Source organism: Hydrogenophaga sp. SL48, assembly GCF_021729865.1.
In the GTDB taxonomy this organism is placed as follows: domain Bacteria; phylum Pseudomonadota; class Gammaproteobacteria; order Burkholderiales; family Burkholderiaceae_C; genus Hydrogenophaga.
Genome location: NZ_CP063400.1, coordinates 3,836,409 through 3,858,711, shown reverse-complemented (window position 1 = coordinate 3,858,711; position 22,303 = coordinate 3,836,409). Strand labels below are relative to the sequence as shown.

The 22,303-nt window shown below is 67.9% G+C and carries 24 protein-coding genes; 12 read left to right on the top strand and 12 right to left on the bottom strand.

Features of this window, described 5'->3' with window-relative positions:
* Positions 1-34: 34 nt before the first annotated feature.
* The 4 genes from IM738_RS18275 to IM738_RS18260 all read left to right on the top strand — a co-directional run bounded on the left by IM738_RS18275 (position 35) and on the right by IM738_RS18260 (position 5,402).
* Positions 35-1,210 (top strand): acyl-CoA dehydrogenase family protein, encoded by a 1,176-nt coding sequence (locus tag IM738_RS18275; protein ID WP_236962476.1) that lies wholly within the window; start codon positions 35-37, stop codon positions 1,208-1,210.
* Positions 1,211-1,297: 87 nt separating this feature from the next.
* Positions 1,298-2,098: an enoyl-CoA hydratase/isomerase family protein gene (locus IM738_RS18270; protein ID WP_236962475.1), complete on the top strand. Its 801-nt coding sequence runs from the start codon at positions 1,298-1,300 to the stop codon at positions 2,096-2,098.
* Positions 2,095-4,158 carry an acetyl/propionyl/methylcrotonyl-CoA carboxylase subunit alpha gene (locus tag IM738_RS18265; RefSeq protein WP_236962474.1) on the top strand — a complete coding sequence of 688 codons (2,064 nt, stop codon included), beginning with the start codon at positions 2,095-2,097 and terminating at the stop codon, positions 4,156-4,158. Before IM738_RS18270 ends, IM738_RS18265 begins: the two co-directional genes overlap by 4 nt.
* Positions 4,155-5,402, top strand: a complete 1,248-nt coding sequence (locus IM738_RS18260; RefSeq protein ID WP_236962473.1) for an acyl-CoA dehydrogenase family protein — start codon at positions 4,155-4,157, stop codon at positions 5,400-5,402. The genes IM738_RS18265 and IM738_RS18260 overlap by 4 nt, the downstream gene beginning before the upstream one ends.
* A gap of 72 nt (positions 5,403-5,474) precedes the next feature.
* Here the strand turns inward: IM738_RS18260 and IM738_RS18255 are convergent, their stop codons facing one another.
* A complete protein-coding gene (locus tag IM738_RS18255; protein ID WP_236962472.1) occupies positions 5,475-5,843 on the bottom strand; it encodes a DUF4148 domain-containing protein in 369 nt (122 codons plus the stop codon).
* Between the two features lie 210 nt (positions 5,844-6,053).
* Here IM738_RS18255 and IM738_RS18250 point away from each other — a divergent pair, with 210 nt between their 5' ends.
* The 7 genes from IM738_RS18250 (at position 6,054) to IM738_RS18220 (ending at position 12,107) form a co-directional block, all read left to right on the top strand.
* A complete protein-coding gene (locus IM738_RS18250; protein ID WP_236962471.1) occupies positions 6,054-6,740 on the top strand; it encodes a heavy metal response regulator transcription factor in 687 nt (228 codons plus the stop codon).
* Positions 6,737-8,149 (top strand): heavy metal sensor histidine kinase, encoded by a 1,413-nt coding sequence (locus tag IM738_RS18245; protein WP_236962470.1) that lies wholly within the window; start codon positions 6,737-6,739, stop codon positions 8,147-8,149. Before IM738_RS18250 ends, IM738_RS18245 begins: the two co-directional genes overlap by 4 nt.
* A gap of 204 nt (positions 8,150-8,353) precedes the next feature.
* Positions 8,354-8,836, top strand: a complete 483-nt coding sequence (locus tag IM738_RS18240; protein WP_236962469.1) for a thioesterase family protein — start codon at positions 8,354-8,356, stop codon at positions 8,834-8,836.
* Positions 8,837-8,982: 146 nt separating this feature from the next.
* On the top strand, positions 8,983-9,306 hold the full coding sequence (locus tag IM738_RS18235; protein WP_236962468.1) for a helix-turn-helix domain-containing protein: 324 nt from the start codon (positions 8,983-8,985) through the stop codon (positions 9,304-9,306).
* Positions 9,306-10,622, top strand: coding sequence for a type II toxin-antitoxin system HipA family toxin (locus tag IM738_RS18230; protein WP_236962467.1), 1,317 nt, complete (start codon positions 9,306-9,308; stop codon positions 10,620-10,622). Before IM738_RS18235 ends, IM738_RS18230 begins: the two co-directional genes overlap by 1 nt.
* Positions 10,623-10,626: 4 nt before the next feature.
* Positions 10,627-11,046: a signal peptide prediction gene (locus IM738_RS18225; protein ID WP_236962466.1), complete on the top strand. Its 420-nt coding sequence runs from the start codon at positions 10,627-10,629 to the stop codon at positions 11,044-11,046.
* A 134-nt stretch (positions 11,047-11,180) separates the two neighbouring features.
* Positions 11,181-12,107 (top strand): hypothetical protein, encoded by a 927-nt coding sequence (locus IM738_RS18220; RefSeq protein WP_236962465.1) that lies wholly within the window; start codon positions 11,181-11,183, stop codon positions 12,105-12,107.
* Between the two features lie 229 nt (positions 12,108-12,336).
* Here IM738_RS18220 and IM738_RS18215 read toward each other — a convergent pair whose 3' ends face one another.
* From IM738_RS18215 to IM738_RS18200, 4 genes are all read right to left on the bottom strand, one after another.
* A complete protein-coding gene (locus tag IM738_RS18215; protein WP_236962464.1) occupies positions 12,337-12,630 on the bottom strand; it encodes a DUF2845 domain-containing protein in 294 nt (97 codons plus the stop codon).
* A 17-nt stretch (positions 12,631-12,647) separates the two neighbouring features.
* Positions 12,648-13,058 (bottom strand): hypothetical protein, encoded by a 411-nt coding sequence (locus IM738_RS18210; RefSeq protein WP_236962463.1) that lies wholly within the window; start codon positions 13,056-13,058, stop codon positions 12,648-12,650.
* A 35-nt stretch (positions 13,059-13,093) separates the two neighbouring features.
* On the bottom strand, positions 13,094-13,645 hold the full coding sequence (locus IM738_RS18205; protein ID WP_236962462.1) for a hypothetical protein: 552 nt from the start codon (positions 13,643-13,645) through the stop codon (positions 13,094-13,096).
* A gap of 108 nt (positions 13,646-13,753) precedes the next feature.
* Entirely contained in the window at positions 13,754-14,470 is a 717-nt protein-coding gene (locus IM738_RS18200; RefSeq protein WP_236962461.1) for a class I SAM-dependent methyltransferase, read from the bottom strand.
* 53 nt (positions 14,471-14,523) lie between these two features.
* Here IM738_RS18200 and IM738_RS18195 point away from each other — a divergent pair, with 53 nt between their 5' ends.
* On the top strand, positions 14,524-15,405 hold the full coding sequence (locus IM738_RS18195) for a LysR family transcriptional regulator (RefSeq protein ID WP_236962460.1): 882 nt from the start codon (positions 14,524-14,526) through the stop codon (positions 15,403-15,405).
* 12 nt (positions 15,406-15,417) lie between these two features.
* On the opposite strand, the gene IM738_RS18190 is transcribed toward IM738_RS18195, so the two are convergent.
* The 7 genes from IM738_RS18190 to IM738_RS18160 all read right to left on the bottom strand — a co-directional run bounded on the left by IM738_RS18190 (position 15,418) and on the right by IM738_RS18160 (position 22,288).
* The gene (locus IM738_RS18190; RefSeq protein ID WP_236962459.1) at positions 15,418-15,828 is read right to left on the bottom strand and encodes a DUF2784 domain-containing protein; all 411 of its coding nucleotides are present in this window, start codon (positions 15,826-15,828) and stop codon (positions 15,418-15,420) included.
* A gap of 28 nt (positions 15,829-15,856) precedes the next feature.
* A complete protein-coding gene (locus tag IM738_RS18185; RefSeq protein WP_236962458.1) occupies positions 15,857-16,753 on the bottom strand; it encodes an NAD(P)/FAD-dependent oxidoreductase in 897 nt (298 codons plus the stop codon).
* A complete protein-coding gene (locus tag IM738_RS18180; RefSeq protein WP_236962457.1) occupies positions 16,740-17,225 on the bottom strand; it encodes an Rrf2 family transcriptional regulator in 486 nt (161 codons plus the stop codon). The genes IM738_RS18185 and IM738_RS18180 overlap by 14 nt, the downstream gene beginning before the upstream one ends.
* Positions 17,226-17,393: 168 nt before the next feature.
* Entirely contained in the window at positions 17,394-18,557 is a 1,164-nt protein-coding gene (locus IM738_RS18175; RefSeq protein WP_236962456.1) for an ABC transporter substrate-binding protein, read from the bottom strand.
* Between the two features lie 47 nt (positions 18,558-18,604).
* Positions 18,605-20,461 (bottom strand): AMP-dependent synthetase/ligase, encoded by a 1,857-nt coding sequence (locus IM738_RS18170; RefSeq protein ID WP_236962455.1) that lies wholly within the window; start codon positions 20,459-20,461, stop codon positions 18,605-18,607.
* 211 nt (positions 20,462-20,672) lie between these two features.
* The gene (locus IM738_RS18165) at positions 20,673-21,461 is read right to left on the bottom strand and encodes an ABC transporter ATP-binding protein (protein WP_236962454.1); all 789 of its coding nucleotides are present in this window, start codon (positions 21,459-21,461) and stop codon (positions 20,673-20,675) included.
* On the bottom strand, positions 21,458-22,288 hold the full coding sequence (locus IM738_RS18160) for an ABC transporter ATP-binding protein (protein ID WP_236962453.1): 831 nt from the start codon (positions 22,286-22,288) through the stop codon (positions 21,458-21,460). The genes IM738_RS18165 and IM738_RS18160 overlap by 4 nt, the downstream gene beginning before the upstream one ends.
* Between the last annotated feature and the right edge of the window lie 15 nt (positions 22,289-22,303).

Sequence of the window (22,303 nt, the reverse complement as noted above, 5' to 3'; positions counted from 1 at the left end):
CCCACACCAGACCACAAAAGACAGGAGACACAACATGCAGTTCACCCACGAACACCGCGAAATCCAGAAGACCCTCAAACGTTTCATCGACGAGCAGATCAACCCCCATGTGGACGAGTGGGAGGCGGCCGAGATCTTCCCGGCGCACGAGGTCTTCAAGCAGATGGGCAACCTGGGTCTGCTGGGCCTGACCAAGCCCGAGGCGCACGGCGGCATGGGGCTGGACTATTCCTACAGTGTGGCCATGGCCGAAACCCTGGGCCACATCCACTGCGGCGGCGTGCCCATGGCCATCGGCGTGCAGACCGACATGGCCACGCCCGCGCTGGCGCGTTTCGGCAGCGAAGAGCTGAAGGCGCAGTTCCTGGCGCCCGCCATCGCGGGCGACGCGGTGGGCTGCATCGGCGTGAGCGAACCGGGCGCGGGCAGCGACGTGTCGGCCATCAAGACCGTGGCGCGCAAGGACGGCGACGACTACGTGATCAGCGGGCAAAAAATGTGGATCACCAACAGCCTGCAGGCCGACTGGATGTGCATGCTGGTCAACACCAGCGACGGCCCCGCGCACAAGAACAAGAGCCTGGTCATGGTGCCGCTGCGCGAGAACGGCAAGACCGTCAAGGGCTTCGAGGTCGGCCAGAAGATCAAGAAGATCGGCATGAACAGCAGCGACACCGGGCTGCTGTTTTTCGACGAGGTGCGGGTGCCGCAGCGCTACCGCATCGGCGCCGAAGGCTCGGGCTTCATCTACCAGATGCAGCAGTTTCAGGAAGAGCGCCTGTGGTGCGCGGCGAGCTGCCTGCAGAGCCTGACCAACTGCATCCAGTGGACGGTGGACTACGCGCAAGACCGTCAGCTCTTCGGCGCCGCGCTGGCCGACCAGCAGTGGGTGCAGTTCAAGCTGGCCGAGCTCAAGACCGAGGTGGAGAGCCTGCGCGCGCTGACCTACATGGCCTGCGAGCACTACCTGGCCGGCGAGGACGTGACCGAGTGGGCGACTATGGCCAAGCTGAAAGCGGGACGGCTCAACCGCCTGGTGCCCGACACCTGCCTGCAGTTCTGGGGCGGCATGGGCTACACCTGGGACAACAAGGTCTCGCGCATGTTCCGAGACGGTCGCCTCGCGTCGATTGGTGGTGGCGCCGACGAGGTCATGCTCGGTATCCTCGCGAAAACCATGGGGGTGCTGAAAGCCCCCGTGCGCCGCTGACGCGGCTGACCCCTGGAGGGCGCCGCCATCCGGCCGCCGAAGCCGGAGCCTGGGCCCAGACACTTTTTTCAAAGAAGGGAGCTGATCATGAACAATTTTCTGGTGATCCGACAAGGGGATACCGAGCGCTGGACGCTCAACGAACCGGCCTCGCGCAACGCCTTGTCCGAAAGCATGGTGCTGGCGCTGTTCGAGGCCTGCCTGCGCGCGAAAGAAGACAAGGGCTTGCGCACGGTGGTGCTCACGGGCGCCGAGGGCGCCTTCTGCGCGGGTGGCAGCCTGGGTGGTTTCGCCAGCGCCATCGGCCAGCTGCTGCCGCCCGGCGAGACCGATCCGCTGATCGCCGTCAACCGGGGGTTCGGCGACGTGTTGCACGCGCTCACCGAGTTGCCCCAGTTGCTGATCGCCGCGGTGGACGGCCCGGCCATGGGTGGAGGCTTCGGTCTGGCCTGCTGCGCCGACGTCGTGCTGGCCACGCAGTGCTCGGTGTTCGCCACACCCGAGGTCACGCTGGGTCTGCCGCCGGCGCAGATCGCGCCCTTCGTCTGGCAGCGCCTGGGCGATCGCGCGGCGCGCGAGTGCCTGCTCTCGGGGCGCCACTACCGGGCGGCCGAGGCGCGCGACATCGGGCTCGTGAATCACGTGGTCGCCGACGGCGAGATGGAGGATGCCTTGCACGACACGCTGCTGAAGTTCAGCCGGGCCGCGCCCGGCGCCACGGCGGCCACCAAACGCCTCCTGCAGCGCCTGCGCGGCCTGCCCGACCTGCGCGACGAAGCCGCCATCGCCTTTGCCTCGGCCCTGCGTGGCAATGAGGCCTCGACCGGCCTGCAGGCCTTCGCCCGCAAGCAGATCGCGCCCTGGGTCAAGAACAACGCGGCGCGATGAAGACGCTGCTGATCGCCAACCGGGGGGAGATCGCCCGTCGCATCATCCGCACCGCGCACCGCATGGGCATCGCGACCGTGGCGGTGTTTTCCGACGCCGACCGCGACGCCCTGCACGTGCGCGAGGCCACCACGGCGGTGGCGCTCGGCGGCACAGCCTCGGCCGACAGCTACCTGCGCGTGGACAAGCTGATCGCCGCCGCGCAAGCCACCGGTGCCGACGCGGTGCACCCGGGCTACGGTTTCCTGAGCGAAAACGCCGGGTTCGCCCAGGCCGTGATCGACGCGGGCCTCACCTGGGTCGGTCCGCCGCCCGCCGCGATCCACGCGCTGGGCAGCAAGTCCGCCGCCAAGGCCGTGGCCCTGCAGCATGGTGTGCCGGTGCTGCCCGGCCACTTCGGCGCGGACCAATCCGACGCGACCTTCGCCGCCGAGGCGCAACGCATCGGCTTCCCGCTCATGGTCAAGGCCGTGGCCGGTGGCGGCGGGCGCGGCATGCGCCTGGTGCACAGCGCGGAGCAGCTGCTGCCCGCGCTGCAGGGCGCGCGCTCCGAGGCGCTGTCCGGCTTTGGCCACGGCGACCTGCTGATCGAGCGCGCCCTGCTCAACCCGCGCCACGTCGAGGTGCAGGTGTTTGCCGACGCGCACGGCCACTGCATCCACCTCGGTGAACGCGACTGCTCGGTGCAGCGCCGCCACCAGAAGATCGTCGAAGAATCGCCCAGTCCCGCGGTGTCGCCAGCCTTGCGCGCCGAGCTCGGCCGCTGCGCGGTGGCGTTGGCGCAAGGGGCCGGGTACGTGGGGGCGGGCACGGTGGAGTTTTTGCTGGAGGGGGAGCAGGACCGTTTCGCCGCCGGGCCGCCCCAAGGCGAAACAGCCCCCTCGGGGGGCAGCGACCCGCGCAGCGGTGGAGCGTGGGGGCGCTTTTTCCTCATGGAGATGAACACCCGCTTGCAGGTCGAGCATCCGGTGACGGAAATGCTCACCGGGCTCGACCTGGTCGAGTGGCAGATCCGCGTGGCGCGCGGTGAACCCCTGCCGCTCACGCAGGACCAGGTGCGGTTGAACGGCCACGCCATCGAGGTGCGCCTCTGCGCCGAAGATCAACACTTCACCCCGCACACCGGCCGCGTGGCGCATTTCAGCGAGCCGGACCTGCGCGGCCCCGGCCTGCGCTTTGACCACGCGCTGGAGACCGGCACCGGGGTCAGCCCGCACTACGACGCCATGCTGGGCAAGCTGATCGCCCACGCGCCCACGCGGGCCGAGGCGATGGACCGGCTGGCCCAGGCGCTGGACGCCACCGCCGTGCTGGGCCTGCCCACCAACCGCGCCTTTCTCGCGGCTTGCCTGCGCCACCCCGTGTTCCGCGCGGGCGAGGCCACGATCCCGTTCCTCGCCGAGCACGGCGACGCGCTGCGGGCCGGCCTGCGGGCCACGCCCGCTGCCGACGCCGTGGCCGCGCTCGCCATCGCCTTCGCCGAGCGCCTGCCCGCGATGGCCCTGCCGTCGCCGTTCGCGCGTGGCGTGTGTCTCAGCGATCCGCAGCAACCGGCTCCGACGGTGTGGGCCGCCAGCGTGCGCGAAACCGGCCAGGGCGCCGTCGTGCTGGAGACCCGTGGGCAGGTGCACCACGCCACCCTCAGCGCCGCACCCGGCGGACAACGCCGCATCACCCTCGACGGGTACCACTGGCGTGCCCGCGCGGTGCGCCTGCCCGCCCCGGGCCAGTGGCAGGTGCAGCTGGATGGCCCCGAGGGCGGCTTCGAGCTGCAACGCGAAGACCGCAGCTTCGCGCCGCGTGAAAGCGCCGGCGGAGCCGCCACCGCGCGCGAGCTGCGGGCGCCCTTCAACGGCAAGCTGGTGACCGTGCACGCCGCGCCGGGCCAGGCGGTGCGGCGCGGTGATCCGCTGCTGGTGATCGAATCCATGAAGCTGGAGCACACGCTCACCGCGCCGCGCGACGGGGTGATCGAGCGCGTCGCCGTGTCCGTGGGCCAGCAGCTCGCGCCCGGCCAAATGCTCATCGGCTTCGCGGTCGAAGCGGGCGCCACTGCATGAACGCCACAGATCACGGCTTCACCGACGCCGACATCGAGGCCCTGAAAGACACCGTTCGCCGCTTCGCCACCGAACAGGTGCGCCCGCACGTCGACGCGTGGGACGCGGCGGGCGAGTTCCCGCGCGCGCTCTACCGGCAGGCCGCCGCGCTGGGCCTGCTCGGCCTGGGCTACCCCGAGCACCTGGGCGGCACGCCCGCCCCCTGGCGCGCGCGCAACGCGCTCTCGCAAACGCTGGCACGGCACGGCGGCAGCGGCGGCGTGATGGCCAGCCTGTTCTCCCTCAACATCGGCCTGCCGCCGGTGCTGGCCCACGGCTCGCCCGAGCTGCAGGCCGAGGTGGTTCCCCCGGTCTTGCGCGGCGAGCGGATCGCGGCACTGGCCATCACCGAGCCCGGCGGCGGCTCCGACGTGGCCAGCCTGCGCTGCACCGCGCGGCGCGACGGCGGCGACTACGTGATTCACGGCGAAAAGGTGTTCATCACCTCCGGCATGCGCGCCGACTGGATCACGCTCGCCGTCCGAACAGATTTGGCGAGCAAGGGCGCCAGCGGCATCTCCATGATCTTGGTGCCGGGCGATGCCGCGGGCCTCTCGTGCAGCCCGCTGCAGAAGATGGGCTGGCACTGCTCCGACACCGCGCAACTGCGCTTCGACGGTGTGCGTGTGCCGGCGCGCTGCCTGCTGGGCGAGGAGGGTGCGGGCTTTCGCATCATCATGGGCAACTTCAACGGCGAGCGGCTCGCGATGTCGGCCATGGCGCTGGGTTTTGCCCAGGCTTGCTGGGACGAAGCGCTGGCCTGGGCGCGCCAGCGCCAGACCTTTGGCGCGCCGCTGATCGAGCGCCAGGTGATCCGCCACAGGTTGATGGACATGCAGATGCGCATCGGCTCCACCCAGGCCTGGGTGGACACCCTCACCGCCCAGGCTGACGCTGCCGAAGGGGCCGTTCCGCCGCCGGGCCGCCCCAAGGCGGAACAGCCCCCTTGGGGGGCAGCGACCCATGCGCAGCAGGGTAGCGTGGGGGCACACAGTGCTTGGGTGGCGAGCGTGTGTCTGCTGAAAAACCACGCCACGCAAACCATGCAGTTCTGCGCCGACGCCGCCGTGCAGATCCTCGGCGGCATGGGTTACATGCGCGGCACGGTGAGCGAGCGCGTGTACCGCGAGGTCAAGGTGATGATGATCGGCGGCGGCGCTGAAGAGATCATGAAAGAACTGGCGGCCCGGCAACTGGGCATCTGAACGTCAAAAAGCCCCGCGGTGGGGCGGGGCTTTTCAGCACAAAGGGCGGTCGGCCCTTTGAAGCAAGGCGGTTCAGCGCGAGGCCGTCAGCGCATCGGCGGCGGCCTTGGCGGCGTAGCGGGCGGGGTACAGCTCGTTGAGCTTCTTGCCCGACTCGACGTCGGCCACGATGTTGCCGGTGCGGATGGCTTCGTTCAGCTCGGCCTTGACTTCGGCGCGGGTCTTGCCGACCGAGCGCTCCTGGCTGGGGTAGAGGTCCGGGCGGACCTGGTTGAGCATCAGGCCGCTTTCGTTGTCGGCCGGCACGTTGCCGGTGCGCACGGCTTCGGCCAGCTCGGCCTTCACTTGTTCGCGGGTCTTGGGGCCGTCGGCGGCGAACACCTGGGTGGTGGAGATGGCGATCAGGGCGGCGGCGATGGCGGTGATGTGCTTGCGGTTCATGGTGAAACTCCTTGGAGGCGGTTGAACGGGTTGGATCGAATCCGGGGTGTCTGGCTTCGACGGGAAAGCCGTTGTGCCTTCCCTGGGGATGAATTCTCAAGACCCAAAATCACGTTTTCCGAACCGCCAGATTACAAATATGTCATCCAGCGCCGCCGGCCTGTGTGAGACCATTCCCACCTGATCGGTTTCACCCCCACGAGCTCAGCGATGCGTGTCCTTGTCGTCGAAGACGAACCCAAACTGGCCCAGTACCTGCACCAGGGCCTCAGCGAAAACGGCTATGTCGTGGACGTGGCGCGCGACGGCATCGAAGGCCGGCGCCTGGCCACGGGCGGCAGCTACGACCTCATGCTGCTCGACGTGATGCTGCCCGGTGTGGACGGCTACGGCGTGTTGTCGACCCTGCGTGCCGAGGGCAACAAGACCCCGGTGCTGATGCTGACCGCGCGCGACAAGATCGAAGACCGCGTCAAGGGCCTTGAAGGCGGCGCCGACGACTACCTCGTCAAACCCTTTGCCTTCTCCGAGCTGCTCGCGCGCATGGGCGCCCTGCTGCGGCGTGGCGCCTTCGCCAGCCCTCAGTCGGCCACCGTGCTGCGCCTCGCCGACCTGGAGGTGGACCTCGTGTCGCGCCGGTGCACGCGCGGCCAGCAGCGCCTGGACCTGACCGCCAAGGAGTTCAACCTGCTGGCGCTGCTCACCCGGCGGCGCGGGCAGATCCTGTCGCGCACCACGCTGGCCGAACAGGTCTGGGACATGCACTTCGACTCCGACACCAACGTGGTCGAGGTGGCCGTGCGCCGCCTGCGCGCCAAGCTCGACGACCCCTTCCCCACCCGGCTGCTGCACACCGTGCGCGGCATGGGCTATGTGCTGGAGGAACGCGCCGAATGAAGCCCCGCACCCCACCCACCCAGGCCGCCGCGGCGCCCGCCGCGCCCGCCGCGCCCGCCGAGCGCTGCCTGCCCCTGCCGTGCGGGCCGTCGATCGCGCGCCGCCTCTCGCGCGCCATGGCCGTGTTCATGCTGGTGGGCCTGGGCCTGCTCAGCGTGGCCAAGTACTCCGCCATCGCCATGCGCATGGACGTGGACCAGCAGACCACGCTGGAAGACAAGCGCCAGTACCTGGCGCAAGCGATCGGGGTTGCCTGCGAAAACGGCGAGGCCGGTCTGCTGCAGCGCCTGACCCTGTTCGACCCGGTGCGCTCGTCCACCCGCCTGCAGCTGTGGCGCGGCGACGGCACCGTGCTCTTCAGCGACGACATGGCGCCGTTCGCCCACAGCCGCGGCCTGGAATTCGATGTGCCGGCCGAGCGCGTGGCCGGCGGCAAGGTGCGTGTGGCACTGGAGATGGACACCACCCACGACCACAAGATCCAGCGCGAAGCGGCGATCACGCTGCTCTTCACCACCCTGTTCGGGGCGGCGGTCGCGGGCTTTGCGATCCAGTGGCTGGTGCGCCGCGAGCTGCGCCCCCTGTTGTCGCTGGCGCGGCAGATGAACGGCATCTCGCCGAAGCGGCTCGACCAGCGGCTGGTGGTCGAGCGCTCGTCCGAAGAGCTGGACCCCTGGGTGGGCCAGTTCAACGCCCTCATGGACCGGTTGCAGCACGCCTATGCGCAGCTCGAAGCCTTCAACGCCGACGTGGCGCACGAGCTGCGCACGCCGATCACCGCCCTGATCGGCCAGACCGAGGTGGCGCTCTCGCGCGAGCGCAGCGCCGAGTCGCTGCGCGACACGCTGGCCTCCAACCTGGAAGAAATGCAGCGCCTCTCGGCCATCGTCAACGACATGCTCTTCCTCTCGCAGGCCGATCGCGGCGCCGTGGCACGGCGCAGCGAGCCCGTGAGCCTGGCCGAGCTCGCCCACCAGGTGGCCGAGTTCCACGAAGGGGTGCTGGACGAAGCGGGCCTGCGGCTCTCGGTGGTGGGCGACGCCCGCGTGGCGGTGGACGCCTCGCTGTTCAAGCGCGCCCTGTCCAACCTCATGGGCAACGCCTCCCGCTTCGCCGACCCTGGCTCCACCGTGCAGGTGAAGATCGAGCCCGGCACCGGCGCCGGCGGCAGTGGCGTGCAGGTGGTGGTGGAAAACACCGGCCCCGCCATCGAAGCCCAGCACCTGCCGCACCTGTTTGACCGCTTCTTCCGCGCCGATGCCTCGCGCGTCTGCGCCAGCGAAATCCACCACGGCCTCGGCCTGGCGATCGTGGCGGCCATTGCCCGCATGCACGCCGGCGACACCTTTGCGCGCTCGCAAGACCGCGTGACGCAGATCGGTTTCACCCTCGGGCCGCAAACGGCTTGAGGGGGCCCACCCCCGCCGCGCTGCGCGCGACCCCCTCAAGGGGGCGGCACTGGCCGTCCGGCAAAGCCGGCCCGGCGGTGCCCTGGGCTGGGCCGCGTCATGCGTTGCGGGTGTCGCTCCGGCTGACTTGTGCGCGACACCCGAGCCCGCCCACCACACGGCCCCGGGGGTGTGCCAGAAGGGCGCATCGACCACAATAGGCCGATGCGAAACACACCCCCCGTTCCAGCCGAATTCGAGCCCGAATTCATCGCCGGCCTCAAGGCCATCTTTGAAGAAAAAATCGTCTTCAACCAGGTGCTCGGCCTGAAGATCACCCGCCTGCTGCCCGAGCGCGTGACCGCGCGCATCGACATGCGGCACGAGCTGATCGGCCATTACAGCCACAACCGCATCCACGGCGGCGTGATCAGCGCCGGGCTCGACGCCATGGGCGGCCTCGCCTGCATGGCCGCCATCGGCGCGCGCCACATGGACGAAACCCCCGAGCAGCGCCTGCACCGCTTCGGCAAGCTCGGCACCATCGACCTGCGCATCGACTACCTGCGCCCCGGCATCGGCGAACACTTCGAACTCAGCGCCGAGGTGCTGCGCCTGGGCTCGCGCGTCGCGTCCACGCGCATGGAGTTTCGCGGGGCGGACGGCAAGCTGCTGTCCTGCGGCTCGGGCGCGTACATCGTGTCGTGAGGCTGAATTAAACGCTCTGATCAGAGCGTTTTAAAGGATTAAGCGTTCCCGTTGGAGTTCTTGTCCCCATTTGTTGATGGCTTTTCCTATAATGACTCTCACAAGGCCTTCACCGGCCTCTTGCCATCCTGGTGGGAGCGTTAAGTATGGAATCTCCTCTTCCCCTGCCTGTCGAACGCGCCATCCAGAAGCTCGGCGCCGACATCTCCCTGGCCCGCCGACGGCGCCACATCTCCCAGGCCTCGCTGGCCGAGCGCATGGGCGCCTCTCTCTCCACCGTGCGGCGCATGGAGAAGGGCGATGTGCGCGTGCCCGTCCACTTTCATGCCCGCGCGCTGCACGTCTTTGGCGAGATCCGGGCGCTGGAAAACCTGTTGGATACCGCCCGTGACGACATCGGCCTGACGCTGATGGACGAGCGCCTGCCCCAGCGCGTGCGCAGCAAAGCCGGCAGCTCGGGAGCCTTGTGATGGCAACCACCGCGTCCGCACGCAAACAGGTCGAGCTGTGCATCGGCAAGGCCGGTCTGCCTGTGGGCTCACTCGTGTATGTGCGCCAGGGGCAGCGCGAAAACAGCGCTTTCGCTTACGACGAAAGCTGGCTTGCCAACCCGGCTCGCTTCAACGTGTCGGCCGATCTGCAACTGATGCCGGGGCACCAGACGCACAAGGCAGCATCGCCCGTGGACTCGGTGTTCCACGGCGCCGTGGCCGACACCGCGCCCGATGCCTGGGGCCGGCGCGTCATTGCCCGCGACCACGCCAAGCGCCGAAAGGCCGACCCGAAGCTGTCGGCCCTGACAGAGCTGGACTACCTGCTGGCGGTCGACGACTTCAGCCGCGTCGGCGCACTGCGCCTGCGCGACCCGGATGGTGCCTGGCACCGAGAGGCGGCGGTCGGCCGGCGCAGCACCCCGGCCCTGATCGAACTGGAGCGCGTGTTTCAGGCCAGCCGCGCGGTCGAGCGTGGGCAAGAGACCACCGAAGACCTGCGCTACCTGCAGGGCAAAGGCACGTCGCTGGGCGGCATGCGACCCAAGTGCACGCTGGTGGACGAAGACGGCCGCCCAGCCATCGGCAAGTTCCCGAGCGTGGGCGACGCACGCAGCGTCACCCGAGGCGAGGTGCTGGCCCTGAAGCTGGCCGAGCTGGCAGGCATCGATGCTGCGGGCGCGCGCATCGTGTCGCTGGGCGGCCCGGGCAACGCGGTGCCGGTGGCCGTCATTCGCCGCTTTGATCGCGACGAGGCCGATGGCCGCATTCCTTATCAGTCGGCCGCTTCACTGTTGCAGGCCTCGCGTCAGCAAGACCGCAGCTACACCGAGATCGCCGACGCCATCCGCTCCCACGGGCACGCGCCGACGCAAGACCTGCAACAACTCTGGCGCCGACTGGTGTTCAACCTGCTGATCACCAACGTGGACGACCACCTGCAGAACCACGGCTTCCTGCATGTGGCGCACGGCCAGTGGCGCCTGGCGCCGGCCTTCGACATCAACCCTTTTCCCGACAAAGACCGCGAATCCAAGACCTGGCTGTCCGAGCAGGACGGGCCGATCACCGACGTGCAGATGCTGTTGGCCCGCGCCGCCCACTTCGCACTGGACGCGGCGCAGGCCATGGCCATCCTGGCCCAGGTGCATGCGGCGGTGTCGAGCTGGCGGCAAGTTGCCATCGGTCCGGAAGTGGGGCTTCAGCCCGCGGAGCTGGACGACTTTGCGCCGGCCTTCGAGCATGAACAGACGGGTGCCGTCGCCGCTCTGCTTGGACGCCCACGCCGTGGCTAAAGCGATGAAGCCAAAAGGGCGCAGTCAGCGGCGCCGGCCCTCGCGCCTGCTGCGCTGGGCGCGTGTGCTCTGGGCCTCGCCCAATTCGATCATCGGCCTGGTGTTTGGCCTGTTGCTGTTGCCGGTGGGCGCCCGTTTCCGGCGCGTGGACGGTGTGCTCGAAATCGCCGCCCTGCGCCAGCGGCCCCGGCGCCGCTGGCCCTTCGCCGCCATCACCTTCGGCCACGTGATCGTGGGCACCCACGCGCAGGAGCTGGAGCGTTTGCGCGACCACGAGCGAGTGCACGTGAAGCAGTGCGAGCGCTGGGGGCCGCTGTTCCTGCCGGCGTACCTGCTGGCGGGGGCGTGGCAGTGGGCGCGGGGCAGGCGGGCTTATTGGGACAACCCGTTTGAGGTGGAGGCGCGGCGGGTTGGTGGGGGTTGAGAGGCTGATTTCGACCCTGTGCTGCCACCCAGGCATAGCCGCAAAGCCGTCGCTCAGTTGACAAATATCTGAACGCTTTGCACAGGCGAGCTACAGTGTTTGTAGCGACTTCGTTTAGGGATCTGATCCAGCATATGCCCAAGAAAAAAACACCGTGCACGATTCCAGAAACGCCTTCTATTGAGGCGATGAAGCATGTCGCCTTCCAGGAGCCGGATCACGAGCGTGACGAGATCGCGGAATACGTGGAGTGGCAATCGAACCGATCAGCTGGAAGCAAAGTCGAGGTGACCTACCTCGAACGAATTAAGTCTGAGATCGTATTCGGTACCGAGCATGTTGCCTGGGATGTACACACAGATGAGCCGGCCAGATGGTGGGTCATCACTGGGCCAACAAACTTGTACTCGCAGGGGCTTTTTCCCTCCCTGGATTACACGTTTTCTCTGCATGTTGGACTGATGGCACGTGTCGCTTCGCGTGACGCAAAACGTGCACCCTCTCGGGATGCTCAGCGCCTTCGGGCTGCCTGGCGACGGTGGGAAACGGCTATGGAAGCGATCGATGCTGCAAACGAGGCGGAAGATTTCCAAGCAGTGGGTATGCGTTGTCGTGAAACCCTAGTCGCACTTGTGAAGTCGCTCCAGAAGTCAATCGACATACCTGAAGATCAGCAGCGTCCTCAAGCGTCCAATGTTGTCGACTGGTTTGATCTGATCGCACTGAACTACGCGGCGGGGGCTCGAAATGAACGTGTCCGAAGCTATCTTCGCTCAACGGCAAAGGAGACATGGCAGCTGTTGAATTGGTTGACCCACACATCCAGCGCCGGGCTTCAGGACGCTCAAATAGCACTTGATGCGACCTCGCATCTGCTCACCATGACAACGCGCGTAGTTTCGAGAAAAGAGGCCGCACCGCCTTTAGCGTGCCCGACGTGCGGTTCGTATCGCATTGCAGCTGTGTTCGATCCTGATATTCCCCGTGATCCGTCATATGTGTCGCTATGTCAGTCTTGCGGCTGGAACGATCTCGAACAGGATGCGGAGGAACAGAACTAACTGGCGCAGTTCTAGCCGATGGCTGCTTTCGGCCACCGTTCTGCGATCGGCGCCAATGACCGGTTGTCGCCGCGAACTGCCATCCAGATCGCGCACCGATCCAACCGTGTGGTGTTCCGCCGGCCGAATCCAGCACCCAGCGCCAGCCGCGCAGGCCGCCGACGCACTTCCAGGCGCCTTCTCGTGTGCGGGACGATCCACCCAACAGAGGCGTTCCCCCACATCGGCCTCACCGTGCGATCTTGCGTTCGATCTCGGCGACCCGGCCCGCGTGGAACCGGAGGATCGTGAGCGTCTGAGGGTCCCGGGCGTGGGGGAAGTAGGTCCAGCTCTTCTCTTCGGGTTGGCCCCTGACGGCGCGGTGCAGGGCTTCGTGGTCGGGCGGGCCGATCTTCAGCACCACCTCCCCTTCGCCCATGCCCTTGCGGATGAACTTGCGTTCCCCGGCGTCGGGCTCGGCGGACACGGCGGATGCGCTGGCCAGCGCGAGCAGGGCCAGGGCGGTGAATCTTTTGAGCACCATGGTCGCCTCCGTCCGGTTCAGCAGCGCCCGGCCGCACGCAGCAAGGCGTTGCACTCCGCGCCGGCGCCCTTGGCTCCGGCAGCGGGCTGGGCCGGCAGGGCCTTGCCCGATCCCCCCACCATGGCGGTGCAGATGGCGTCGGAATGCGGGGTCTGCCCGAAGCTCATGGCCTTCTGGAAACCGGTGGCCCCATACAGGTAGCAGCGGTAGGTCTTGCCGTCGCGGGTGTTGGCGGTGTAGTTGATGCGGCCGCCGGTTTCCTCGCTGCGGTCGGTGACGGTGAACTGGCCGACGGGTCGCCCGATGGCCTGCGCGGTGCGTTGCTCCAGGCCGTCCTGGTCGATGGTGGCGGCGCACCCGGCCACGAGGGCGAGGGCCAGGGCCGCGGCCAGGGGGGCACAGCGCGTGACGAAGGATCGAAGGGGCATGAAAGGCTCCGTGGGGTTCATGGGGTTCATAGGGTTCATCGGACAAAGCAGTTGTCGGTGGGCACGGTGCCCAGGCTGGCGGACACCGCCGAGAGCGAGGGCTGGATGCTCGGGATCTCGTCGCCCAGCAGGCACAGCAGCGGCGGCGAGCGCAGCGTCCAGATCGCGCCGAAGCGGGTGCCGGTGACGGTGCGGAACACGCCCCAGTGCGCGGCCAGCCCACCGTTCGCTTCTGACCGGTCGAAGCTCACGGTCCCCAGCCTGGACGGGCCGGCCAGCACCGACGCGCCTTCGCATCCGTTGCCGCCGAAGCTCAGCACCCCCTCGGCGTAGTCGAGCGTGTTCGCCCCCGTGACGCGGGCGCGCAGCATCTTCTTGAACGACTGGCCGCCGGTCTTCACGCAGCCTTTCTGCACCCAGTCGCCCGCGAGCGTCTCGATGGACGCCGAGGGCGTGGGCCCGCCGGAGCCGCCGTCGGGCGCGTCGTCGCCCCCACCACCGCAGGCCCCCAGGGCCAGTGTGGCGACCACCGTGAGGGTGGCGGCGGGGCGGCGTGCAAGGCCGGGCAGCGTGGGCAGGGTCGGCATGGAAAGCTCCTGTGTCGGTCGGGATGAAAACGCGGGCGAGCGCCGGCCGGCAGGGCGAACGGCGCCCCGCCTGGGTCGGTACCCGGTCGGTGGAAGGGAAGGGGAAACTCAGCCCGGCTTGCGGGCCACGATGAAGACGCGGATGTCCTTGCCCCTGGTGCCGTGCCGCTCGACCGCCTCGATCTCCAGGCCCTGTCGGACCATGGCGGCCTGCAGCGTTTCGGCGTCGAAACACAGCACATGGGGCGCCTTGCCGATGGCGCGCATCAGGGGAATCGCCAGCCAGGGAATCAGCGGGTTCATCTCCGAGATGCAGGCCGTCTTGGAGATCAGCAGGCCGCCCGGCCGCAGGGCCCGCACCGCAAGCGCCAGGGTCTGGTCCAGGTCGCTCACCAGGTGCAGCAGGTTGAACGCCAGCACCGCGTCGTGCTCACCGGGCCGGGCCACCAGCGCGTCGGCGTCGGCCACGGCAAAGACCAGCTGCGGCACCGGCTGGGCCGCCAGCTTCTCGCGGGCGATGGTGATCATTTCGGACGACACGTCGGTGGCCAGCAGCCGTCCGGTGAACGGCGCCAGGCGCAGCGCGGTGCTGCCGGTGCCGCAGCCGATCTCCAGCACGCTCTGCTCCATGGTCAGCAGGCCCTGCACGCGCCGCAGCGTGACCTCGTAGCCCGCCATGTCGGCGATCGGGTCGGCGGCGTATTTGCGGGCGATGCGGTCCCAGAAGCGGGCCTTGCGGGCGGCCGGGTCGCCGGCCTGCGGCGGGCGGGTGGCTTCGGGGGTCGGGGTGGCGGTGGACAGCGGCATGGGTGGGATGCTATCCATGCACATCGCCGCAGGGAATTGCGCTAAATTGCAGTGAACATATACGTTTTTGCATGAACCAACTCGACTGGAACCAGCTCAAGGCGTTTCTGGAGACCGCTGAAACCGGCTCGCTCTCGGCGGCCGCGCGCAAGCTGGGCCTGACCCAGCCCACGCTGAGCCGCCAGGTGGCCGCCATCGAGCGGCAGATGGGCGTGACCCTGTTCGAGCGCGTGGGCAAGGCCATGGCGCTCACCCCCACCGGGCTGGACCTGCTGGAACACGCCCGCGCCATGGGCGCGGCCGCACAGGCCCTAGGCCTGGCGGCCAGCGGCCGTTCGATGGCCGTGGGCGGCGTGGTCTCGGTCTCGGCCACCGATGCGGTCGCCGCCTTCCTGCTGCCGCCGCTGGTGCAGCGGCTGCGCGAGCAGGAACCGGGCATCACCATCGAGGTGATCCCGTCCAATGCGCTGAGCGACCTGCTGCGGCGCGAGGCCGACATCGCGATCCGCCACGTCAAGCCCGAACAGCCGGACCTGATCGCCCGGTTCATCCGCGAGGCCACGGCCCACTTCTACGCCTCAGAGGACTGGGTGAAGACCCACGGCCACCCGCGCAACAGCGAAGACGCCGCCCAGCTGCCCTTCGTCGGCTCCGACCGCACCGGCCAGTACCTGGGCTACCTGCGGGCGCACGGCCTGCCCGTGAGCGAAGCCAACTTCAGCTGCTATTGCGACCACACCGTGGCGCACTGGGCGCTGGTGCGTCAGGGCATGGGCATCGGCGCCATGATGGAAGAGATCGCCCGCGACACGCCGGGCATCGTGCGCGTGCTCGACGAGGTGCCGGCGGTGCGCTTCCCGATCTGGCTGGTCACCCACCGCGAACTGCGCACCTCGCGACCGATGCGGGTGGTGTTCGAGGCGCTGGCGCAGGGGCTGGTGGAAGGCCTCTGAGCCTGGGCCGGTTCAGCCGCGGTCAACGGTGCGCGCCACCGGCCGCACCCCCCACCAGGCCCCCGCCACCAGCACCGCAAACGCCGTGTACGCGGCCACGAACACCCACCACGGCAGGTCCCAGTACAGCAGGCGCGAAAGCCAGTGTTCAATGAAGCTCTCGCGGTAGGCGGCTTGCCCGGCCATGCGCCGCAGGCCCTGTTCCCACACGGTCAGCGGGCAGAGCTGGCCGAGCCAGCTCTGGGCGGCGATGAACAGCATCAGGCCCAGGTGGGTGAGCCGCAGGCCGCGGTGGCGCACCCAGCGCCAGCCGCGCAGGCCGCCGACGATCACCAGCGGCAGCAGCCCGACCACGAACAGCACGATGCCCACATGCAGCGCGAGCAGGGCGTCGGCGAGCAGGGTGGCCGCGGTGGCGTTCATGGGTGTGCCCTCGGGGTGACTGGCTGGGTCAGAACATGGTGGAGCGGTGGGCGCCGAAGGCCGCCATGGCGCCGTCGGCCACCGCCAGTGTCACGTTGCCCGCCGCCCTGGCCGCGTCGCCACACGCGAAGACATGGGTGACGCTGGTGGCTTGGCCTGGGTCGACCCGGATGAAGGGGCCCGTGGGGCCTTCTTCCAGGGCGCAACCGAGTTGCTGCGCGATGGGGCTGGCCAGGTGCGTGCGCGGCTGGGCGAACAGGCCGTTCATCACCAGCCTTCGGCCGTCTTTCAGCAGCACGTCGGCGTGGCCCTCGATGCGGTCGATGGGCGTGGTCTCGACCCGGGTGCCCCTGCGCTGAAGCGCGGCCAGTTCGTCGTTGTCCGGGGCGAAGGCACCGTTGAGGAACAGGGTGGGGGTGCCCCAGTCCGCCAGCATGAGGCCGTGGTGCTGCGCCAGCGGTGAACTGGCCACGATGCCGATGGGCCCGGCGTTCATCTCGTGGCCGTGGCAATACGGGCAATGGAACACGCTGCGTCCCCAGCGCTCGGCCAGACCGGGCACGGGCGGCAGCTCGTCGCGAACGCCGGTGGCCAGGATCAGCCGGCCTGCGCTGACCGTGGTCTCGCCCACGCGGAATGCCAGTCGACCATCGGCCGCGACGTGGGCCTCGTCCGCGAGGCCCTCCATCCATTGCACGGTGCCGTAGGCGAGCAGCTGCTGCTTGGCAACGGCGGCGATCTCGGCCGGCGCGCGCCCGTCCTGGGTCAGGAACCCGTGCGAGGTTTCTCCCGCTTCGTCCACACAGCGGTTGCGACGCACGCCCGCGTCGACCACGAGCACCTGGCGGCGCGCCCGCGCCAGCTGCAGCGCAGCGGACAGGCCGGCGTAGCTGCCGCCAATGACGGCGAAGTCAACGTGTTTCATGCAGGTGTTCCTCCAGGTGATGGTGACAGGGTTGCTGGCTTGTCCGGTGGGCCGCCAGGCGTTGGTGGAAGTCGCTGGAGAGCGCCGCCAGCGTGACGGAGCCGAGGCGTTTGAGCAGCACGGCTTCGGCCTCTTGAACGGCCAGGGCGAGCGACCCGTTGACGGCCTGGGCCACCAGACACGCCGGCCGGTCTTCCCGAAAGCCGAGCGAGACCAGGGCGGGCGTGCCCAGGGCCTGGTGCACGTCGAGCAGCGTGATGCGGTCGAGCGGGCACGACAGCACCCAGCCGCCACCGTGGCCCTTGGCCGAGGTCACGAAGCCGGCTTCGCGCAACCCGGCCATCAGGCGCCGGAGCACGACAGGGTGGGTCTGCATGGCCGCGGCGAGCGTGTCGGACGTGGCCGGGTTTTCGCACTCGGCCATGTGCAGCAGCACATGCAGGACGTCAGAGAGCTGGTTGTTTGATTTCATGTAACATTATGAGTTGCATGATAAAAGGTGGATGACCCGAAGGGTCTTTTCCGGCGCGATCGTGGTCGCGGGTCAACGCTGGTCGCCCGATGAAAAAAGCCGCCGGAGCACCAGGCTCGGCGGCTTTCACGCATGGCCTGACAACGCAGGCGGCGCGGTAAAGGGTGTTCAGTTCTTCGGATAGTCGGAAATCACCTTCCACTTGCCGTCGGTGATCTGCGACATGCGCGAGACGTTGCTGCCCAGGCGCTTGTTGGGGCCGAAGGTGGCCTGCGCGCTGCCGAAGATGTCGGGCGGGATGGTCATGCCGTCCATCACCTTCACGAAGCTGTCGGTGGTGAGGTTGGCGCCGGTCTTTCCGGCGGCCTTGGTGAAGGTGTCGATGATGTTGTAGCCGTAGACCGAGAACACGGTGGGGTCTTCGTTGAACTTGGTCTTGTACTTGTTGGCCCAGAAGCGGATCGGCTGCGAGGCGTCGTCGGTGTAGGGGTTCTGCACCGTCATGGTGGCGTAGAGGCCGTTCATGGCCGGGCCGCCGAGCTTGTGGATCAGGTCGGTGTAGAGCGCGCTGCTGCCCATGAAGGTGGGGTTGAAGCCGAGCTTGCGCGCGGTGGCGATGCCACCAATCGTCTCGCGGATGATGGTGCCGAGCACCACGAAGTCGCACTGCGAGGAGGCGAGCTTCTGCATCTGCGAGGCGAAGTCGGTGGCGCCGCGCTTGAAGCTGGTCTCTTCGGCCATCTCCATGCCGATGGTCTTCAGGCCTTCTTTGGCGCCGCGCACCACCTCCAGGCCGAACTCGTCGTCCTGGTACATGGTGCAGACCTTCTTGGCGCCCTTTTCTTTCACCAGGGCGGGCAGCGAGTTCTTCATCTGGTCAAAGTAGGTGGCGGCGAAGCTGTACTTGAGCCGGTGGAAGGGCTCGTACATTTCGCGCGCGGCCGTGACCGGGAAGAAGTTGACCACGTTCTTCTGGAACTGCACCGGCATGGCGGCCATGTTCTGCGCCGTGCCGAGGTGGCCGACCATGGCAAAGATCTTGTCCTGGTTCACCAGCTTCTGCGCGGCGAGCACGGCGCGCTTGGGGTCGTAGCCCGAGTCTTCGACCAGCAGCTTGAGCTTGCGGCCGTTGATGCCGCCCTGTTCGTTGACCTCGTCCACACGCAGCGTCATGCCCAGGCGGATCTGCTTGCCGAAGCCGGCAAGCGGGCCGGACAAATCCTGGATCGAGCCGAGCACGATCTCGTCCTTGCTCACGCCTTGCGACTGCGCCCACGCGCCGCTGGTGGCCAGCAGCAGGGCGGCGCCGATCAGGGGGAATGTCTTGTTCATCTGGCTGGTCTCCTTGGGGTTGATGCGGGTCGGTGAAGGGTGAGCGGTCAGCGGTACATCTCGTCGATCTGGGGCGCGTACTTCTGCTGCACCAGCTTGCGTTTGAGCTTCATGGTCGGGGTGAGTTCTTCGTCTTCGGCGCTGAGCTGGGTGTCGAGCAGGAAGAACTTCTTGATCTGTTCCACGCGGGCGAACTTTTTGTTCACGCGGTCGATCTCGGTCTGGATCAGCGCCTGGACCTCGGGGGCGCGGGTGAGGCTGGCGTAGTTCGAGAACGGCACGTCGGCATCCTGCGCAAACTTCTCCACGTTGTCCTGGTCGATCATGATGATCACGGTGAGGTAGGGCCGCTTGTCGCCGATCACCACGGCGTCGGTCACGTAGGGCGAGAACTTCAGTTCGTTCTCCAGTTCGCTGGGCGTGATGTTCTTGCCCCCCGCGGTGATGATGATGTCTTTCATGCGGTCGGTGATGCGGAAAAACCCTTCCTCATCGACCACGCCCACGTCGCCCGTGTGCAGCCAGCCGTCGGCGTCGATGGTCTCGGCGGTTTTCTCGGGCAGGTTCAGGTAGCCCATGAACACGTTGGTGCCGCGCACCAGGATCTCGCTCGTCTCGGGGTCGAGTCGCACCTCGTTGAACGACGCGGCCGGGCCGATGCTGCCGGGCTTCATGCGGTTCGCCGGCACGCCGGTGGCCGCGCCGCAGGTCTCGGTCATGCCCCAGACCTCCAGCATGGGCACGCCCAGCGCGAGGTACCAGCGCACCAGCTCGGGCGAGATCGGCGCCGCGCCGGTGACGAGAAAACGCGCGCGGTGGATGCCGATGAGCTTGCGCACGTTGTCCAGCACCAGCAGGCGCGCCGCGCGGAACTGCAGCTTCAGGCCGCTGGGCACGGCTTCGCCCTTGAGCACGTGGTCGGCCACGCGCTGGCCCACGCCAATGGCCCAGGCGTAGGCGGCCTGCTGCAGCTTGCTGGCTTCCTTGAGCGTGATCATCACGCCGGAATAGAACTTCTCCCACACGCGCGGCACGGCGGTGAACACGGTGGGCGCGATCTCGCGCACGTTCTCGGGCACGGTCTCGGGGTTCTCGACGAAGTTGAGCTTGCCGCCGGTGTAGAGCGAGAAGTACTCGCCGCCCAGGCGCTCGGCGATGTGGCACAGCGGCAGGAAACACATGCACTCGTCGCTTTCGTGGCGCGCCACCAGCGTGTTGTAGCCGTGCACGGCATGGACCAGGCCACGGTGGCTGTGCATGGCGCCCTTGGGGCGGCCGGTGGTGCCCGAGGTGTAGACCAGGATGGCCAGATCGTCGGGCCGGCTGGCGGCGATGCGCTGATTCAATGCCTCGGGGTGTTGTCGCAGGTGCTCGCGGCCGAGTTCGCGCAGCGCGGCCAGGCTGATCACCTGCGGGTCGTTCAGGTCGCGCAGGCCGTCCATGTCGTCCACGATGATCTTCTTCAGCTTCGGCAGCCTGTCGCGCACCTCCAGCGCCTTGTCGAGCTGCTCGTCGTCTTCCACGAAGAGCATGGTGGTGCCCGAGTCCTGGCACAGGTACTCGACCTGCTCGGCCGCGTCGGTCGGGTAGATGCCGTTGGAGACGCCGTTGGCGCTGAGCACCGCGAGGTCGCAGAGCACCCATTCCACCGTGGTGTTGGAGAGGATGGACGCGGTCTCGCGCTCGCCGAAGCCCAGCGCGATCAGGCCGTGGCCGATCTCGCGCACCGCCTCTGCCGTCTGGTCCCAGGTCCAGCTGCGCCAGATGCCGAAGTCCTTCTGCCGCATCCACACGTTCGGACCACGCTGCTTCACCGCGTTCCAGAAGATCGCCGTCATCGTGTCGCCGGGGACGACGATCTGGTTCTCGGGCTGGATGTGGGAGAGATCCCAGAGGTAACTCATAGACCCCCCGCGCCGCCTGCGGCGTCACCCCCCAGGGGGCGGCACTGGCGGCCCGGCAAAGCCGGTTCCGCGGTGCCCTGGCTGAACAACCTCGTTCTCGGCGAGGCGTGACTTGAACCGGGAATGCCGTGGAACCGGCTTTGCCGGGCCACTGGCATTGCCCCCTTGAGGGGGTGACGCGCTGAAAGCGCGGCGCGGGGGTGGGTCATCTTCATCTCCAGTTTTTCTTCTTCTTCCAGCGCCGGTCCGCCCGCACGCCTTCTTCCTTCATGCCGAGGTAGAACTCCTTGATGTCGTCCTTCTCGCGCAGGTGGGCGCAGGTGTCTTCCATCACGATGCGGCCGTTCTCCAGCACGTAGCCGTAGTCCGAGGCGTTGAGCGCCATGTTGGCGTTCTGCTCCACCAGCAGGATGGTGGTGCCGCGCTCGCGGTTGATGCGCACGACGATCTCGAAGATCTCCTTGGTGAGCTTCGGGGAAAGGCCGAGGCTGGGCTCGTCGAGCAGGATCAGGTCGGGGTTGGCCATGAGCGCGCGGCTGATCGCGAGCATCTGCTGCTGGCCACCCGAGAGCAGGCCGGCGTCCTGCGCGGCGCGCTCACGCAGGATGGGGAAGTAGTTGAAGACCACCTCCATGTCGCGCCCCACGCCGTCGCGGTCCTTGCGGGTGTAGGCGCCCATCATCAGGTTGTCGCGCACCGAGAGCAGCGGGAACACCTCGCGCCCCTCGGGCACGTGCATCAGGCCCTGCTGCACGATGTGCGCCGGGTCTTGCGCGGTGATGTTGTTGCCCTTGAACTCGATGCTGCCCTTGCGCGGGTCGATGATGCCGCTGATGGTCTTGAGGATGGTGGTCTTGCCCGCGCCATTGCTGCCCAGCACGGTGGCGATTTCGCCGCGCCGCACCTGCAGGCTCACGCCGCGGATCGCCTTGATGGGACCGTAGGCGCTCTCGACGTTGAGCAACTTGAGCACGGCGTTGTCGGTCACAGGCGCGGTCATGCGGTGACCCTTCCGTGGTTCTCTCGCCGCAGGCTGGACACGTCGTCCACCGAGCCGAGGTAGGCCTCGATCACGCCGGGGTCGCGCTGCACCTCGGCCGGCGTGCCGGTGGCCAGCTCGGCACCCATGCTCATGGCCAGCACGCGGTCGGACACCTTGGACACGAGCGTCATGTCGTGTTCGACCATCAGCACCGTGATGCCGAGTTCGTTCTTGATGTCGGCGATCCAGAACGCCATGTCTTCGGTTTCCTCCACGTTCAGGCCCGAAGACGGTTCATCGAGCAGCAGCAGCTTGGGCTCGGTGCACAGCGCGCGCGCCAGCTCCACCACTTTGCGCACGCCGTAGGGCAAGCCGGCGATCATGGATTCGCGGTGATGCTGCAGGTTGAGAAAGTCGATCACTTGCTCGACCTTCTCGCGCGCCTCGATCTCTGCGGCGCGCGTCTTGCCGCTGAAGAAGATCTCGCTCCACAGGCCGGTGCGGCGGTGCGTGTGGCGGCCGATCAGCAGGTTCTGCAGAACCGTTGCATGCTCGAACAGCTCGATGTTCTGGAAGGTGCGCGCAATGCCCAGGCCCGCGATCTTGTGCGGCGGCTGCTCGGTGAGCCGCAGCGTGCCGTGCGGCCCCGCGTAGTCGATCTGGCCGGAGGTCGGCGTGTAGATGCGGCTGATGAGGTTGAACACGGTCGTCTTGCCGGCGCCGTTGGGGCCGATCAGCGTGAACACCTCGCCCTTCTTCACGTCAAAGCTCACGTTGTTCACCGCCAGCACGCCGCCGAAGCGCACGCTGAGGTTTTTCGCTGAAAGAAGGATGTCGTCCGTCATGAGGCGCCGTCAAAG